Raw genomic sequence first — 17059 nt, 5'->3', positions numbered from 1 at the left:
TTATGACTTAATATTCAATGATTCTACGTTCCCAGTACCACCGGATATACTAACGGCCGCTGTACCAGTTGTTGACCTTGCATGGTTTGTATAAGCCATATTATATCCACCAGCCCCAAGTACCACAGCATAAATCATTGTCGCCCCGACTACATAGTTATCTGACGCATTGCAACGGTAACAATTACTTAGATTGATTCCGTTATATGTAGCAGTCGTGGCATACCCGGCATCTAAGATGCTATTACCCAGAACTCGCAGCCCCTCACAAGATATTAAGTCAATACCATGACCTCTAACTCTTCGTACTTGGTTCTGGCTAACACTGCCAAATGTCACGGTATCCATAACAATACCAAGACCTGCTGAGCCGTTCCCATCAACTATATTACCGTTAACATTAGTCATAAAGTTGGCGCTAGTGGTTCCTGCCATCGTTACATGAATTGCACGAAGCGTAGAGGTGTAGATAACATTATTTGTGATTTGTACATCTGCAAATGTTTGGTTCTGATAATCGGGAACTGAGTTTACTGGGTTGTAATATCTCACACCAGTAACACATGCCTCAATATTATTATTAGAGATAATAATGCGCCCGCAAGAACGGTCACCTATAAAAACGCCATCACTACACTGGTGGATTTGATTCCCAGTGATAATCATACCAAAACAGTTTTGATGATCTATCGCATTATTTGGAAATCCACGCACAACGTTATCGGTGGTGCTTAAATGGAACTGCGCAGATGCAGATATCCCTTGACAGGAAGAATCTGTGCCAGAGGCGGAAACAACAATGTTGTTACGCATGGTATTAAAGTAACCTTGAGATGTTCCAATCTGGTTCCTCATCAAAATACCCCATGCGCAATGGGTGCAAATATTACCCTCCATAACGGCATGTTCGTTCTCGTTGAACCAGATGCTACAGCGGTAATTACCTATGCCGAGCAGCCCGCAACTATCTATGACATTGTTTCGTGCAACAACACGAGAAGCGGTGCTGTAGATAGCTGTGCGTCCGGTATTCACAATTCTACAACTCTCAACAACTGTGCCGGGTGCTGTAGATTCCACATTAATTCCAAGAACTGTTGCGCCGTTGCTTCCTTCAATACGTATACGCCGAACAACATGGTCCGCATTTCTCACCCTCAAAACTGCATCATTGAAACTTTCTGGATTAGTAACAACAATTCCAAAGTTTTGTAAGATCACTGATGAGGTGTTATTTACGAAGCATCCAGCATTAATGTTAAATGTTGCGCCTAATCCATCAATAATTGTATTTTGTGAAATGGCAGCTGCTATTGCTGCGTTAATTGCTGTATGCGCCGTAGGAGTAGTAGCATCAACTCTTGGGAGCGCACCGAACATATACGGAGAAATGTACCCAACATTCATCCGGACCCAGGCAGCCCCACCTGATGTTTTGATAACCGTACCGTTATTGTCGGTGTAACCTGAACCAGCAAGTACCGCTCTGAACTGTCCACCACCGTATCCCGTACCGGCAGTATGCCCTTTAACCGTAATACGCTGCTTGTCGAAAGATGGCTCGATTGTCCGTAGCGTTGCAATGTCTGGACATTCGCCGATGTACTTTTCGCCATCGGGTTTAGCCAGTTCTATCATTACATCGGACGCCGAACCAGAAGCTGGCAGAACGACGATTGGTTGCCCTGCAGCGTTAAACGCCAGCAGCTTGTTTGCGCGCTGATCAACAGGGGGCAGAATGGAGACTGAAGACTCAGGAACACGCAGCGTACGCACCAGGCTGACATTATCGACATAGTTCCTGGTCGCTGCATCCTGCGCATTTATCGGGTCACCGAGATTCGCGATCCTATAACCTTCTGCATTGAACGGACCACCAAATAGCGGACGGCGCAGCGCTAGCCCGAGATAAATAAAGGCACGCTGTATTGCCATCCAGAGGCGGTCGAAATCCTTATTCACTGTGTCGGCCAACAGATCGCCGTTGTCCTGGTAATCCGTTAACCGGTAGGTAGGAACAACACGTTCCAGCATGACCACTGCACCGCTTGCAGGTGGGGTAACGAAAACCACGTCACCCCCGCCGACGTTACCGACACCTGATACGGAATATCCGCTGGTAACGACAGTACCGTTGATTGATACCTGAATATCACCGGCATTGATGATATAGAACTCGAAGGGGAAAAGGGTCGTCAGACCGTTGGCGTTGTAAATAATATAGGGAGTCTGGTTGGGTACCGACATGATGCGAAACCTCTGGCAGGTTAGTAATCGACGTCGACCAGATGATCTCCGTCACTTAACTGCCAATCTTCGCGCGCATGCCCGGTCGGAATCCCGACCACTTTCCCGATACGTACTGGTGTCTGACTGATTGCGCCAGCACCAGAGTCTATAAAGTCGTCTGGCTGGTTGGTCAATGCTGGGTTAAAGTCACGCATCTGGTCATAGACAGGACCATCAAGTACATCGGTATGCGCCCATAGGAACCGCGACGACAGCGGCGCTTCAAACGCATCGAGAATACGTTTCTGTTTGTTGGTAATGCTGAATTCTTCCCGAACGCCACAGCCGGTACCCTTAAGCGCCTGACGCAGTAACTTACCCGCGAAGCTGCCCGGGCCGTTAACTTCGACACAAACCACCGGTATCTGGTATTTGAGCACCAGATCTTTTATTTGCGCGACCTGCCCGCCGGTGATTTTGTCGTTGTCATCGAATTCCGCCAGTTCTCCGGTGAGTTCCTGGCAAATGTGCCAGTACAGATGTCCACGCGCATCGGTAAGCATCAGAGAGAACGCCGAAGCATCGGCCTTAACTTTGCCTGTGGCCACGTCCCACCAGGCGACCGCGCCAACGATTTGTACATTGCCAAGCCAGAGCGAGGCCGTACGGTTCGCATACCGGATTTGAGGATGAATGTTGTATTCGCGGATGCGGTCTGGATCGAGGCGAACGTCGCCCACAGGTTTACTGTGCAGCTGATACTGGCTATCCCACTCGTTAATCGTGCGCGTTTCTTTGCGTCGATTCTCCATTTCCTCGCGCGTGAAGCGCTCAGGCCATGCGCAATCGGCATAAAAATCGATAACGGTATCGGGCGCGGTAGCAAATTCAACGCCGCTGGCCGTAATTTTGTAATCGACATCAGCGACCAGAAGGCGGGCACTTTTATGGATACCGGCGAAAACATATTCCGGCCGGAAAGATAACTCGTAGCGCAGCTGCGTTGCGTCTTTCGCCTCTATGCGTTTTTCTTTCTCAAACAACCGGATGGTAAGACAATCAGCGCCCATAGACTCCACCTCATCATAAAGGCTGTCATGCGTGTGCGGCGTACCAATGTAGAGCTTGCGGCCACCAGGGATCAGGATGTGCGTTTGCTCCCCCAGGCGATAGCGCAGCTTTTCACGCGCCTCCGGCGTCTGGATATTGCGGGGTACTTCTACGTCATCGTTCTGGCATTCGTTGGCACGGGCGGAGGTAACGTTAGACAGAATCCCTTTGGCGTACATGCTGCCGTTACGTAAATCCAGCGCGCCATTGACCCACCACTGCTCTACCGTCCCCTGCCCGTCGGGTAGCATGCCTTTGGTCAATGGATGGTTACGTAGTACGTTCTGAGTATCTCGGCTGGTTTTATATGCGGTACCATCGGATTCAGACTGGTGCAAAATGCGATACTGCCGATCGCAGTAATACCGCCAAGCATTATAGACAGCAAGGAGCGTTGATTTACCGAACCCACGGAAACAACGAAGCACCGCGAGATTACCGCGATGCTCCAGCCAGTGGCAGGCCTTATAGTGACAGTCCGGTACATTCCACTGCATCCGTTCCGCCCACATCAGAAAGAAGGCGAGGAAGGAGATCATTTTTTGCCTTTCTGGAGACGCTCTATAATGGCGGCCGCTTCACGTTCAGCCTTCGATACCTGCTGGCCCAGCGCAAAGGCTTCATCATCCTGACCAGGATTATCATTTGGCGTACCGCCACGCGTCTGCATGCCAATCAGTGAGTGCACCTTAATCAGCAACGTCAGTGATGCAGCTGCGTTCTTCTTATCCCAGTAACGGTCGCCGCGTTCATCTTTGGTCAGTTCGCTCGGTTTCTTACCGGCACCCGGCCAGTGAGCCGGATCGGCTTCTTCGAGCACCACGTCAGTAAGTTTGTCGCTCAGCGCGGTAAGGCGTGTTTTGTAATCCTGATGCATAAAAAAGCCCCGTAGTGAATACAGGGCTATGATGGCGCGGGTTTAAGGTCGGAATCCTGACTATTCTGGCTGTTTGAGCTTATCGACTTCTTGCTTAATATTTTCTGCGACCGCTAATAGCTTTATTGCCTCTAACCTATTCATTTTCAAATGCAGCTCATAGTCTGCATCACATCGCTTGTGATGCGCAGCTCTAAGCTTTAAACCAATTTTCTCAAGTTGAGCCGCGTCAAAATTATAGTCTGTCGCTGCATCACCATTGCACAGGTATTCTGAAAGCCTTTTATGCTCACCAAAGGGAAAGGGATTTCCACTTTTATCATTCTTTGGAATTGGCTTATTAATTACATCACGGACTGCATGGAACATGTAATAATAGGCTCTACTGATTGCGTTGCGAGTCCAGGTTTCACCACTCTTATCAAGAGAGTCTTTAGCTACATTCAGAAAGCAATCAAATTGCACCGCCATTAATTATCATCCCCTAATTTAGGTTCAAAAAAAGCGATACAATTTTTGGACTTAATCCCAGCAGAAACAATTCGATCAAATAATAAATCATCCAATCGAATCAAATAATCTACATCATCAGTGTCAATTGCATAAACACATGCATACTCACCCTCATGACAAGAGATACGTCGTTTAAGGCGTGGTAATCTTTCTTCCTCAGCTATCTGACGAACAACTGCGCCTAAGGCGCGCAAATCAGATGCAACGGCAGGACCTGCATCACGCAACAATTGTCTCGTTACCATACCGCTTCCAAATAGATCTAACTGGACTTTATTGAATCTTTTAGGCATTTCCATGGATTCAATAATTTCTGTCGTATGATTCAACAGTTCAATATCTACCCAATAAGAAGCAAGAGTATGTGCATATGATAAGGTCAATAACCCCTTATACTCTACACTACGGTTGACAACTTCCCACTCTTTACTGAGCAGATGTCGGTACCTCAAAGCCGAGGCATAGTTACACCATGACTGTGAAACGTTTGGGTCATAAGCGACAGCCTGTTCACAAAGTGCAATGCCCTCCTCATCATTTTCATTGAGGAAAGCCAACAACCCCTGAATGCACCACCGATGATGTGGAACATCGATTTTATCGGCTTCACGCGCCAACAGTCTAAGCTCAAAAGGACTCAACAAGAGTTCTCCAGAGACTAAAGACGGTTTGATTTTTCCAACAAGTTCATTGGTTTTCGGCAGCGCAAGAGGCATTTTAAGTATTCATCGAAGTAAAATTAGGTTAACTATACCTGCTCAGAGTGCCGTACGCCAATACAAGGAATAGCACACAACTAAAAATTTCTGGCCTACTGGACTTGAACTGAGCGTTTAGTTCAGAGCCCCAAACCTGCACAACTAACGCATACCAGGATCAATCTGGTTTATCAACGGTGCTATCCAGAACAGATTGTTTCCCGGCAGTAGCGTACGCACGTTATGCATTACCCGATCACCGGCATCGCCGTTGAGCACGCCAGCTGTCACATCAGTAATGGTATCGAGCAGACCGAACGTCGGCCCCAGCGCAGAACCGATAAAGCCGCGGCTGGCATAACGTGACTGTGTTCCAGTACCGAGCAATGCGCCCAGCCCCACCATACCACCAGAGGCTTTCTCTGCCATGTTGTTATATTCCATTAACGGGCCAAGAATACCTGAACGGTCGATCCCCTCAATGACCAGTTTCTGCGAAGACCAGTCAACCTCCTTACCATTTGCAGACTGCTTAAGCGCGTATGTCAGCGCGCCGAGTCCTATCTGGAAAGCCGTACCGTAATAAAACTGCCCGGTTCCCTCCTGCAGGCCGCCCAGCGTGGCGCGGTTATAGGATGCGGTAGCGAAGGATTTAAACTGGAAGATGGTTTTACCCAGAGGTGTACTGGCCCACAGCGGTGTATCGCCGATGCCCGGAGTGATAACGGTATTGTTAACGTCTTTGAGCACCGCCGACTGGAAGACGCCAGCAACGTGCTGATCGTCCCATTTTTCAAAATTACCGATATGCCAGCCGTTGATTACCTCACCGTGTTTTTCAAACTCGCTGCGGATACGCGCGGCCATATTGTCGTTAATACCAAGCTTAGCCAGACGGCGGCCAGCGAACGTACCGGAGAGAATGCCGTCGGACGTGATCATGCCGTTTACCGATTTGTTCATATCATCGAAGTGACCCATCAGCGTGAGCTTGCCGAATGCATCGGTGACGCGCTCCATACCCGCTTCGACCGCCGTTGTTCTGGCAGAGCCATCCACCAGGTCGCCCATCGTACGCGCACGGGTATGGAGGATGGTCTCCAGCCCGACGGCCATTTTTAACTGTTCGGCACGGCTGGCCTTGAATGCCGGTGACCGCGTGATCAGCGCAGAGTAACCACGCATGGTATTACCAAAGCCATTAACCATCACACCGCGCGCGAGATCAGGAATAGCGGAAACCGTCATACCACCCAGTTTGGTGACGAAGTTAGCGCTGCGCAGAAATGCACCGGCGCGTACGAAAAATGATGAGGGATCGTCAGGCATGCCGTAGGTACTACAGGCCCCCAGCGAGTTACGGCAACTTGAGAGATACCTAAAGCACGCGCAACCGCAGTTTTGGTGCCGAAAAAGCTGATAACAGTTTCAGTTTTCATTGTTCCTCCTATTAACGTTAGTTAGGAACATAAATACTAACGAAAGTTATGTCAAGTTAACTTATATTATGGGTATGAAAAAATTGACCTTTAACGACCGAATTTCCTCAAGACGTAAAGAGCTTGGATTAACCCAACAGCAACTTGCCGATGCCGTTGGTATATCCGCCGTGAGCGTCTATAAGTGGGAAGCGGGCATAACGACACCTAAAGGGCAAAATCTTTTCTCACTTGCCGAGGCACTCCGATGTACTCCGACGTGGTTGCTTTACGGAACTGAGGAGGATGAACCACTGAGGGCAGATCAACTTTCACCCGAGCTTGATGAAAGGCAAAAAAAGTTACTCGATCTCTTTGATTCATTACCTGAATCAGAAAAAGAAAGACATATCAGTGAGTTAAGCGAAAAAGTTAATGATTTCCAGAGGTTGTTTGATGAATTGCTAATGGTTAAAAAGAAAAAAAACACCATTAAGAAATAAAATTAAAGGTAATGTTTTCAAAGCATTGCCTTTTTTTACGCTCACAAAACTAACTTTTGTTATAAAAAATCATTGCCAGAAAAAATACCTTTGGTTATGCTTTGCAACATCAACGACGCACTAACCACGCGGCAGTTGTTCAGAAAAACGTTCTGACAGTCTGGAAAGACAGGCACCAAATTCGCGGGTCGCCGCCAGTACGATGACATGCGGGAAAGACCGCAACGAATCCAAAATTGCTGTGTGTAGTCTTTGCCTCGTCTCCATGAGGGGCATTTTTTTTAACACGGTGAAGAATTTAGTGACCCTTCGGTGAAAACCGAAGCCCTCGAAGAGAGGGGCCCTGTGAGGAAAGACCAACGGGCATGACCAGCCCTGACAGCCCGGAAAGACGGGCAACAGATGTAAAAAAACCCACCAAGGTGGGCTTCTTTACCCGGGACAGTGACCAAACCGCCCGGAGGTGGTACAGGGGACCAACCCTGTACCGAGGAAAGACCAACGACATGAGCCGCTGATCGGCTCGAATTATACATCAGTAAGGAGCCGCTATGGAAGCGCTACCCCTACAGGTAACACTGTACATCCACGTATCTGCCAATCCCCACTTCCCTGCACTCTATCTGGTTCATACCTGTGACATGTCACAGAACTATCCAGATCTTTACGTGCTGCTGGAAACGCGCACTGTTTGCCTTGAGATAAACCAGCCAGAACCGATAGATATCATCGGTAAACAAGTCGAACGCCTTCAGAAAGAAAAGGCGTCGATTGTCGATCGGGCTCACCAGCGTGTCGCCTTCATTGAAGACAAGATCCAGCAGCTGCTGTGCATCGACCATTCAACAATCCAGGAAAGTGATATCCCGTTCTGATAACGGCGCCTGACCCGCGCCAGTAACCGAAGAGGAAAGACCAAGTGACAATCTCAATTTACAACTGCCTGTTTAAGCCGAAAAAATCGGCCATCAAAGATGGTGCCGTTGCGTTGGCGATCAGCGTGGAAGCACCCAACAAAAAAATCGCAGAAAGCATCGTGACGGGTAAGCTCTGGGAGCACTATCCGGCGAACGGCGATAACTTCTTTAAACCTGAAATATGGGAAAACACAGCTGATCAGCCTCACCCTGAGATCGGCAAGTTTGACGAGCACTTTGCTAAATCCCATACGTTCGATGGCGAAAAATGGATGGTAAACGTCGAAACAACTGGCGGGATGAGCCACCTTCCTGACAATGATGAAAAATTAGACTTTATGACTATTTCACCGCGCGAACGCTTCGCAACGGTGGTGTTATTTGGCCTTGCCCAGCTGGATGGGGAAATTTATTCTCAGGTTTGTGACTATCTTGATAATCTCGAAAACACCAGCCAGTACGGTGACGAGGAGGATGATCGCTTAAATCGTTACATCATTAATGCGATGGAAGCGCACCCGCCTGTTCACTACATGCACCAGGAGGGGCTTAATAATCTCCTGCAGGCAATTTATGTGAAGTTTGAGAACCAGTTACCCGGCGGCGCCGCGCTTTACTCATTTATTAAAAAATGGACTGACAACCCGGGCAAACGTGAAGAAATGCTGCCTCAGAACAGCACCAGCACCAGCACGGAAGATAATACCCACGCTCAGGTTGCACCACAGCGCGGTTACAAACACACATATGCCACTCTGGATCAGGAGATCGCTCTCGCACTGTTGCCAATAGAGCCTGCGACCACTGTATCTGTCAGCGCTCTGCGTCAGGCGGAACGTATCATTGAAGAAGACCGGGAAGACTTTAAGCGCTGGTCTATGGCGCTGCGCACTACTGAGCAGATCCTCAAATATTCCCGCGACACTATTTTTGGCGTTATCCAGAATGTGCCAGCGAAAGATACGCATCACTTCCCCGATTCATTACGCCGCTTTATCGACAGTTGGCTTGCCGAAAATGGTGTGTTCGAACAGAGCCCTAATGTTTCGGAAGCAACCAGTAAATCTCTGGCAGCCGGGCGTGGCGAGTATGTTGACGGTATCAGTGACCCTACCGATCCCAAATGGGTAAAAACAGAAACGCAGACCACAGTGCAGAACGCCTCAAATGAGGCGGAAAAAGTGGAAGCGGTTACTGATTCGCAGGCAGAAGCCGCGCGTGAAACGCTCAATAAAATGGGCTACAGCGTTTACGCCAGTGAATCAGAGCAGGAGCAGAGCAACAGCGAGCAAGTTAATAGTGCAGAGCAATCAGCAGAGTCGTTGGTGCAAGAAGAACCTCGCCCTAACGTTAATGACGTTGAAAAAAGTATCACCGAACGCACCGGTACCGAGATGGAAAATCTCGACCTGTGGAAGCGCGTTTTCAAAACTGATGAACGTTTCACAAAACAGTTTACTCAGAACGGTGGTGGCACATCGATCAACGGCACCTACATGACGATGCTGGCCACTCGTGAATTTGGCCCTAAAGGTATTGGCTGGGGCGTTGATATTCTCGAAGAACGTTTTGACAATGGCGCGCCGATAACCCGTACAGTCAAAGGCCAGGACGGGAACAATACGTGGGAGCTTATTCCAGACGGCATTGGCGGCTACCTCACAGAGAAACATCACGTGATTAAGATCCGTCTCTGGTATGTGCGTGGCGGCGTGCGCGGTGAAGAGATTTCATTCGGCTGCACCCCGTATCTCTACGGGAGTAAATACGGCCCACTCTGCGACGGTGAAGCGACAAAGAAATCACTTACCGATGCGACGAAAAAGGCACTCTCTTCTCTCGGTTTCAGCGCTGATATCTTCATGGGTCTCTATGATAACCCTGAATATCGACAGAAAAACAAAGAAGAATTCGCCCTTAAAATCGCCAGCGATAATGCAGAAGATGCTGCGCGCTTGCGCCAGGAGCTGGACGACAAACTTACGCGAGTTGCAAACACCTTGGCAACCGGTGTCTCTGCCAACGAAGTGACCAAAGTATTCGCATCTATCGCCCGCGAAGTGGAGGTGCACCGTAAAGATGCTGAGGCCAAAGGCGACAGCCAGCATGCCAATTATCTGAGTAAACGTCTGCGTCGCCTGACCACCATCAAAGATGAACGTCTGAAAGAACTGAACAAAGCCCAGGAGAAAACAGCATGAGCAAGGTAACCGCAATCGCATTAGCAAATGATTACTCCAGCCTGTTAAACCTGCTGGAAACCTCTGACGAGTTGACGCCGGAAATGATCGCCGACACCCTGGAAGGGATTGAAGGTGAGCTGGCCGATCGCCTGGATGCAGTTATGGTGGTGGCGCGCAATAACCTGGGCAACGCGAAAACCTGTGACGAAGAGATGAAGCGTCTGGCTGAGCGCAAAAAGTCTTTCGAAAATAAAGACAAGCACCTCCGCAAGTACATTCTGTCATGCCTGTTAGGCGCTGGCCTGGATAAGCTGAAAACCCCCAGAAACACCTTTACTGCTCGTCAGGGTACTGTAAGCGTGGTGGTCGACAATGTTGATGCGTTACCTGACGAAGTGGTCACAGTTCAGACAGTAATCGCCCCTGACAAGAAGGCCATCAAAGAAAGGATAGAGGCAGCCGAAGCCGCAGCGGAACAAATCAAAGCCGATGGTGGTGAGGTACCTGAAGAGTTACTTAATCCGGTACCGGGTGCGCATCTGGAAGTCGGCGAACGTTCATTACAGGTGCGCTAATCATGCTAAAACTGACTCTCAAAAGAGGTGATGCGGTACACGTGGTGTTTCCTGATGGAACAAACGGGATCATCGAAGCACGTAGCCGCAGCGAGTTGGGGTTACATCTTCCGGAGAACGTCAAGGTTAAACGTGAGAAAGGTGCGTTTCTGGAAGGAAACCTGATTAAGCGTAATCAGAATTAATCCCTCTCTGCCGATAGCATTGTGGCCCCAATTAATCAACGGAGGCCACAATGCTGCACTGGCAACCCGGAGCAATTCTGCTCTCAGACTTTGATACCAAGATCGGGAAATTATCAGCAAGCGTACGAAAGAAGACCCTGACCAGGTCGGATATAGAGCGTGCCTGCAGTGACGCTGACGATGCGATATACCGCATGTTGAGGAAAGACCATGAGACACGATCACGACATTATCACCAGAGAAGAGATGATAGAACTGACGGGGACTCCGCTTAAATCAAAACAGTGCGATGCTCTGCGTCGGGCCGGGATATTCTTTATGGAAAGAGCGGACGGCCACCCAAAAACAACATGGGGGCATTTCATGAACCCCATTAAATACCGCAACCAGGAAATCACTCCGGTGCGCGAGGATGAAGAACCAGACTTCGGAGCCGTATTTGATGGCCGGAAAGCGTAAAAACCCCGCTGACAGCTGGATGCCACCGCGTGTATATCGCGGTAAAGCAGCTTATGAATTTCGGACTAAAGATAATAAAGCCGTTCGCCTGTGCGCTCTTAACGAAACGCAGGCATCGGTATGGCTCGCGTATGAAAAAGCCGTGGGCGAAGAAGTCAGGAAAAATACATTCCAAACCCTCGCAGATATGTTTATGGCCTCCCCCGACTTTATGGATTTGTCACCAGAAACCAGAAAGGATTACACGAAATATTCGGGCAAGGTATTACCTGTTTTCGGCAAAACTGACCCCAACAAAATAAAACCTGAACACATCCGACGCTACATGGATCAGCGTGGTGTATCAAGCCGAACGCAGGCAAACAGGGAAAAGAGTTTCCTTTCGCGGGTATTCCGTTGGGGCTACGAACGTGGATATGTCGAAAGAAACCCATGTCAAGGGGTTAAGCAATTCAAGGAGGTTTCGCGCGAACGCTACGTGACGGATGAAGAATATAATGCAGTGTATGAGGTTGGGGCTAATGTGGTCCGTGCTGCAATGGAGATCGCTTATTTATGCGTTGCCAGGCAGAGCGATGTCCTGTCTTTAAGTGAAGAGCAGATCAGCGACATGGGGATATTTATCCGCCAAGGTAAAACTGGCGTGAAGCAGATCAAGGCATGGACACCTCGTTTACATGCAGCGGTTTCGCTGGCTCGCGCGCTGCCGCTAAAACCAGGCATAGGGAGCCTGTTTCTTATCCACCAACCCAGTGGAAGCAAATACACACGTGATGGCTTTAACTCGCGCTGGCGCGAGGCAAAACTCGCAGCCCAGGCTAAGTACCCTCACCTGTCGATTGATTTTACTTTCCACGATCTTAAAGCAAAAGGGATCTCTGATCTCGAGGGTAGCCTTGAAGAGAAACAGGCAATTTCCGGCCATAAAAATTCGAGACAAACAGCAATTTATGACAGAAAGGTAAAAGTGGTGCCAGTAGTTGGAGGGCAAAAAAACTGATTGAATATGCGTTCGCGGGAAAATAATCTTCGGACGCATCTTCGGAAAAACAAATTTTGGGCATAAAAAAACCACCTTTCGGTGGTTTATACGACACTGCTTATCATTGATTTTATTCTACTTTTCCCATGGTAGCCGGAGTGGGACTTGAACCCACACAGCGCGAACGCCGAGGGATTTTAAATCCCTTGTGTCTACCGATTCCACCATCCGGCCAAGGAAGAAAGTGGAGGCGCGTTCCGGAGTCGAACCGGACTAGACGGATTTGCAATCCGCTACATAACCGCTTTGCTAACGCGCCTTAAATCTGTTGTCTTTCGACCTGCACCCGCAAACTGCCGATGCTTTAATCTGGAGCGGGAAACGAGACTCGAACTCGCGACCCCGACCTTGGCAAGGTCGTGCTCTACCAACTGAGCTATTCCCGCATGTCATCAAGTAACTATTTAACGACTTCCTAACCACTTGATTTCATTATCGTCCGGCTAACTGTGCCGCCGTTCGATGCGTTGCATTCTACTGATATGACGTTATGAGTCAACGTTATTTTTTGCATCTCAGGATCGTTTGCTGAAAATTAAGCCGAAACGATCACTGTTCAAGCAAATCACCGCGCGCAGCGTTCAAATATTGCAGCATTGACCACAATGTCAGCACCGCCGCAACCCACAGCAGACCAATGCCAGCCCACTCTACCCAGGCATTCGGACGCCACAGCATCCACACCAGCGCCGCCATCTGCGCAGTGGTTTTAACTTTCCCAATCCAGGACACCGCCACGCTGCTGCGTTTACCCAGCTCCGCCATCCACTCGCGCAGGGCAGAGATAATAATCTCACGTCCAATCATGGTCGCGGCAGGCAGCGTCACCCACCAGGTATGATAATGTTCCGCCACCAGCACCATCGCGATTGCTACCATCACCTTATCCGCAACCGGATCGAGGAATGCGCCAAAGCGGGTGCTCTGGTTCCAGCGACGCGCCAGATAACCGTCAAACCAGTCCGTCACGGCAGCGATCAGGAAAATAAGCGCACAGGCAAAAGGCGCCCAGACGACCGGCAGGTAAAATGCCAGGACGAAGAACGGAATGAGCACAACGCGAAAGAGAGTGAGCAACGTAGGGATATTAAATCGCATGATGACGGTAACTGTCTGTTGTCAGTAAAATTTAGCTCTATGTTGCTACAGAGCCCTCAATGTTTCAACGAGTAGTAGATCTTTTCTGCCAGCCCTTGCGAAATACCCGGCACTTTTGCAATTTCTTCCATACTGGCGTTGAGTAATCCTTGCAATCCGCCCATATACTTCAACAGCATCTGGCGACGTTTTGGCCCGACGCCTTCAATCGTCTCAAGGGTACTGGTATTTTTCACTTTCGCCCGTTTTTTACGGTGCCCGCTGATAGCATGATCGTGCGACTCATCGCGAATATGCTGGATCACGTGCAGCGCAGGGGAATCCGGCGGCAGGCTAAAGCCCTCGCCTTCCGGCTCAAAGAACAGCGTTTCCAGGCCAGCCTTACGATCTGCCCCCTTCGCTACCCCTAGCAGCAGCGGATGGTTCTTGTCCCACTCTACGTCGAGCGATTCGAATACCGCCTTCGCCTGCCCCAACTGCCCTTTCCCGCCGTCGATAAGGATAACGTCCGGGATTTTGCTCTCTTCAATCGCTTTACCATAGCGACGGCGCAGCACCTGGTTCATGGCGGCATAATCGTCACCGGGCGTAATGCCGGTGATGTTATAGCGACGATACTCTGCCCGCAGGGGGCCATTCGCATCAAAGACCACACACGACGCCACGGTCTGCTCACCCATCGTATGGCTGATGTCGAAGCATTCCATGCGTTTCACTTCCGGCAGCTTGAGCAGCGTAGCAAGGGCGGTTAAACGCTGGGTGACGGTCGACTGCTGGGACAGTTTGGTGGTCAGCGCCGTGGCGGCATTGGTTCGCGCCAGCTTCAGATAACGCGCGCGATCGCCCCGCGGTTTCGTCTGGACATTCACCCGGCGGCCTGCCAGCTCTGAAAGCGAATCTGCCAGCAGGGTTTTATCGTCGAGCGTGAAGTCTAGAAGGATCTCCGAGGGCAGCGTACGCATCTGGCTGCCCTGCAAATAAAACTGGCCGACAAAAGTCTCCACCACTTCACCCAGCTCAGTGCCGCCCGGCACTTTCGGGAAGTAGCTGCGGCTGCCGAGCACTTTGCCCTGACGAATGAACAGCACGTGAACACAGGCCAGACCGGCGTCAAAGGCTACGCCGATAACATCGAGGTCGTCGCCCGTATTAGAAACAAACTGCTTCTCGGTCACCCTGCGCACCGCCTGGATCTGGTCGCGGATGCGTGCGGCCTCTTCAAATTCCAGCGCCGCGCTGGCTTTTTCCATACGAGTAATCAGTTGCGTCAGCACCTGATCGTCTTTCCCGGCTAAAAACAGGCGGACATATTCCACCTGCTGCGCGTACTCTTCTTCGCTTACCAGCCCTTCAACGCACGGCCCCAGGCAGCGGCCAATCTGATATTGCAGGCACGGCCGGGAACGGTTGCGGTAGACGCTGTTTTCACACTGGCGAACGGGGAAGATTTTTTGCAACAGCGCCAGCGTTTCGCGTACGGCATAACCGTTCGGGAAAGGGCCAAAGTATTCACCCTTCGCATGCTTAGCGCCACGATGCATCGCCAGGCGAGGATGGGTATCACCGCTCAGGAAGATAAACGGGTAGGACTTATCATCGCGCAGCAGGACGTTGTAGCGCGGCTGATACAGCTTGATATAGTTGTGCTCAAGCAGCAGCGCTTCCGTTTCCGTGTGCGTCACGGTGACATCAATGTTGTGGATGAGTGCGACCAGTGCTTCGGTTTTACGAGAGGCAAGATTGCTGCGGAAATAGCTGGAAAGGCGTTTTTTCAGATCTTTTGCCTTACCGACATAGATAACCGTACCGCCAGCGTCGTACATTCGGTAGACGCCCGGCTGGCTGGTGACGGTTTTTAGAAATGCTTTTGAATCGAACGCTTCACTCACTGACTTATTAACGACTCCGCATTGCACAAACCATGGCGAATGGCCAGGTGAGTCAGTTCGACATCACCGTGAATGTTCAATTTACTGAACATCCGATAGCGATAGCTGTTGACCGTTTTCGGGCTGAGATTCAACTGCTCTGAGATCTCATTCACCTTCTGACCTTTAGTGATCATCAGCATAATCTGCAATTCGCGCTCAGACAAACTGGCAAACGGAGATTCCGTTTTTTCCGGTTCAATCTGACTCAGAGCCATCTGTTGAGCAATATCAGAAGCGATGTAACGCTGCCCGGCGTATACGGTGCGGATCGCATTGACAACTTCCTGCGGCGCGGCGCCTTTACTGAGATACCCGGCAGCACCCGCCTGCATAACCCTGGCAGGCAGCGGATTTTCGGTATGGACGGTCAGCATGATAACTTTGGTATCAACGAACATGCGCGCGATTTTGCGCGTGGCTTCAAGCCCGCCAATACCGGGCATGTTCATATCCATCAGCACCACGTCTGCGGAGTTAGCGCGACACCATTTGACGGCATCTTCGCCACAGCACGCCTCGCCGGCAACTTTAATACCCTTTATATCTTCAAGAATGCGTCGTATCCCTGCGCGCACCAGTTCGTGGTCATCAACAAGAAGGACGTTGATCAAAGGAAATGTCTCCAGAATAGGGATAACGCTACTGACTGCTAATTGGGTTTATATTAACGGTTTTCCATGCAAGATTAAAACGCTAAAAAATCGGCTATACGATTCTGGTCTCGTTTTTGGAAATTAGGCTGTACAGCAAGTGGAAAGAAAACCCTTGTCCGCTGGGCTTTTACCGCTATTTTCTAGCATCGATATTCAAAAAGTTACTAAAACAGTTGTTAACTCAAACGAAAAAGAGCGCGCGATTTTTTGTAACAACAATTAACGAATGACGAACCGGGGATAAACATTTAATTACCGCTAACATATTGGACAGAGTACCTTCATAATCCGCGTCGACCAATAATCGCGGCGCGACAAGTATAAAAAACAACCACTGCATTTTTTGCCATAGCTTGTGGTATACTCCGCCGCCTTAACTTTCATCGTCGCGCTCATGCGCTGTTTTATAATGAGGAAAATAAATGAGCACACCTGAATTTGCCACTGCCGAGAATAACCAGGAACTGGCACAGGAAGTAAACTGCCTGAAGTCGCTGCTGACGCTTATGCTACAGGCGATGGGCCAGGCTGATGCTGGTCGTGTGATCATTAAAATGGAAAAACAGATCGCGCAGATGGAAGACCAGGCGGAATCCGCTGTTTTTGCCAATACGGTTAAGCAAATTAAACAAGCCTACCGCCAGTAACAAAAACGGCTGGATGCAAAG

The 17059-nt window shown here is 49.8% G+C and carries 17 protein-coding genes, 3 tRNA genes and 1 pseudogene; 8 read left to right on the top strand and 13 right to left on the bottom strand.

What is annotated here, in order from left to right; translation table 11 throughout:
- The 7 genes and pseudogenes from AM329_RS03535 to AM329_RS26295 form a co-directional block, all read right to left on the bottom strand.
- The gene (locus AM329_RS03535; protein WP_048859468.1) at positions 1 to 2247 is read right to left on the bottom strand and encodes a phage tail fiber protein; all 2247 of its coding nucleotides are present in this window, start codon (positions 2245 to 2247) and stop codon (positions 1 to 3) included.
- A gap of 20 nt (positions 2248 to 2267) precedes the next feature.
- Positions 2268 to 3878: a phage terminase large subunit gene (terL, locus tag AM329_RS03530; protein WP_032609560.1), complete on the bottom strand. Its 1611-nt coding sequence runs from the start codon at positions 3876 to 3878 to the stop codon at positions 2268 to 2270.
- Positions 3875 to 4216 (bottom strand): hypothetical protein, encoded by a 342-nt coding sequence (locus AM329_RS03525; RefSeq protein ID WP_032609561.1) that lies wholly within the window; start codon positions 4214 to 4216, stop codon positions 3875 to 3877. The genes terL and AM329_RS03525 overlap by 4 nt, the downstream gene beginning before the upstream one ends.
- A gap of 60 nt (positions 4217 to 4276) precedes the next feature.
- Positions 4277 to 4687 carry a hypothetical protein gene (locus AM329_RS03520; RefSeq protein WP_032609562.1) on the bottom strand — a complete coding sequence of 137 codons (411 nt, stop codon included), beginning with the start codon at positions 4685 to 4687 and terminating at the stop codon, positions 4277 to 4279.
- A complete protein-coding gene (locus AM329_RS03515; protein WP_032609563.1) occupies positions 4687 to 5445 on the bottom strand; it encodes a hypothetical protein in 759 nt (252 codons plus the stop codon). Before AM329_RS03515 ends, AM329_RS03520 begins: the two co-directional genes overlap by 1 nt.
- Positions 5446 to 5589: 144 nt before the next feature.
- Positions 5590 to 6765 (bottom strand): annotated as a pseudogene (locus AM329_RS03510) (hypothetical protein); the annotation flags it as partial.
- On the bottom strand, positions 6672 to 6866 hold the full coding sequence (locus tag AM329_RS26295; RefSeq protein ID WP_071886171.1) for a Cro/CI family transcriptional regulator: 195 nt from the start codon (positions 6864 to 6866) through the stop codon (positions 6672 to 6674). The gene AM329_RS26295 and the pseudogene AM329_RS03510, both read right to left, overlap by 94 nt.
- A gap of 74 nt (positions 6867 to 6940) precedes the next feature.
- On the opposite strand from AM329_RS26295, the gene AM329_RS03500 reads away from it, so the two are divergent.
- The 7 genes from AM329_RS03500 (at position 6941) to AM329_RS03465 (ending at position 12667) form a co-directional block, all read left to right on the top strand.
- On the top strand, positions 6941 to 7348 hold the full coding sequence (locus AM329_RS03500; RefSeq protein ID WP_032610252.1) for a helix-turn-helix domain-containing protein: 408 nt from the start codon (positions 6941 to 6943) through the stop codon (positions 7346 to 7348).
- A 551-nt stretch (positions 7349 to 7899) separates the two neighbouring features.
- Positions 7900 to 8223: a hypothetical protein gene (locus AM329_RS03495; protein WP_071886172.1), complete on the top strand. Its 324-nt coding sequence runs from the start codon at positions 7900 to 7902 to the stop codon at positions 8221 to 8223.
- Positions 8224 to 8273: 50 nt separating this feature from the next.
- The gene (locus AM329_RS03490) at positions 8274 to 10466 is read left to right on the top strand and encodes a hypothetical protein (protein ID WP_032610253.1); all 2193 of its coding nucleotides are present in this window, start codon (positions 8274 to 8276) and stop codon (positions 10464 to 10466) included.
- Positions 10463 to 11023 carry a siphovirus Gp157 family protein gene (locus tag AM329_RS03485; RefSeq protein ID WP_032609565.1) on the top strand — a complete coding sequence of 187 codons (561 nt, stop codon included), beginning with the start codon at positions 10463 to 10465 and terminating at the stop codon, positions 11021 to 11023. The genes AM329_RS03490 and AM329_RS03485 overlap by 4 nt, the downstream gene beginning before the upstream one ends.
- A gap of 2 nt (positions 11024 to 11025) precedes the next feature.
- Entirely contained in the window at positions 11026 to 11208 is a 183-nt protein-coding gene (locus AM329_RS03480; protein ID WP_032609566.1) for a hypothetical protein, read from the top strand.
- A gap of 210 nt (positions 11209 to 11418) precedes the next feature.
- Positions 11419 to 11667, top strand: coding sequence for a DUF4224 domain-containing protein (locus tag AM329_RS03470; protein WP_032609568.1), 249 nt, complete (start codon positions 11419 to 11421; stop codon positions 11665 to 11667).
- Positions 11651 to 12667 carry a tyrosine-type recombinase/integrase gene (locus AM329_RS03465; protein WP_032609570.1) on the top strand — a complete coding sequence of 339 codons (1017 nt, stop codon included), beginning with the start codon at positions 11651 to 11653 and terminating at the stop codon, positions 12665 to 12667. Before AM329_RS03470 ends, AM329_RS03465 begins: the two co-directional genes overlap by 17 nt.
- Positions 12668 to 12796: 129 nt before the next feature.
- On the opposite strand, the gene AM329_RS03460 is transcribed toward AM329_RS03465, so the two are convergent.
- From AM329_RS03460 to uvrY, 6 genes are all read right to left on the bottom strand, one after another.
- Positions 12797 to 12883 (bottom strand) — tRNA-Leu (locus tag AM329_RS03460).
- Positions 12884 to 12894: 11 nt separating this feature from the next.
- Positions 12895 to 12968 (bottom strand) — tRNA-Cys (locus AM329_RS03455).
- 51 nt (positions 12969 to 13019) lie between these two features.
- Positions 13020 to 13095: transfer RNA gene (locus AM329_RS03450), tRNA-Gly, on the bottom strand.
- Between the two features lie 163 nt (positions 13096 to 13258).
- A complete protein-coding gene (pgsA, locus tag AM329_RS03445; RefSeq protein WP_003859652.1) occupies positions 13259 to 13807 on the bottom strand; it encodes a CDP-diacylglycerol--glycerol-3-phosphate 3-phosphatidyltransferase in 549 nt (182 codons plus the stop codon).
- 56 nt (positions 13808 to 13863) lie between these two features.
- The gene (uvrC, locus tag AM329_RS03440) at positions 13864 to 15696 is read right to left on the bottom strand and encodes an excinuclease ABC subunit UvrC (RefSeq protein ID WP_032609572.1); all 1833 of its coding nucleotides are present in this window, start codon (positions 15694 to 15696) and stop codon (positions 13864 to 13866) included.
- Positions 15693 to 16349, bottom strand: coding sequence for a UvrY/SirA/GacA family response regulator transcription factor (gene uvrY / locus AM329_RS03435; protein ID WP_003859647.1), 657 nt, complete (start codon positions 16347 to 16349; stop codon positions 15693 to 15695). The genes uvrC and uvrY overlap by 4 nt, the downstream gene beginning before the upstream one ends.
- Positions 16350 to 16813: 464 nt before the next feature.
- Here uvrY and AM329_RS03430 point away from each other — a divergent pair, with 464 nt between their 5' ends.
- Positions 16814 to 17038 (top strand): DUF2594 family protein, encoded by a 225-nt coding sequence (locus AM329_RS03430; protein WP_003859644.1) that lies wholly within the window; start codon positions 16814 to 16816, stop codon positions 17036 to 17038.
- Positions 17039 to 17059: the final 21 nt, after the last annotated feature.

Source organism: Enterobacter cloacae complex sp. AR_0002 (genome assembly GCF_001922365.1).
GTDB classification, from domain to species: domain Bacteria; phylum Pseudomonadota; class Gammaproteobacteria; order Enterobacterales; family Enterobacteriaceae; genus Enterobacter; species Enterobacter hormaechei_C.
This window is presented reverse-complemented; position numbering and strand designations above follow the sequence as displayed.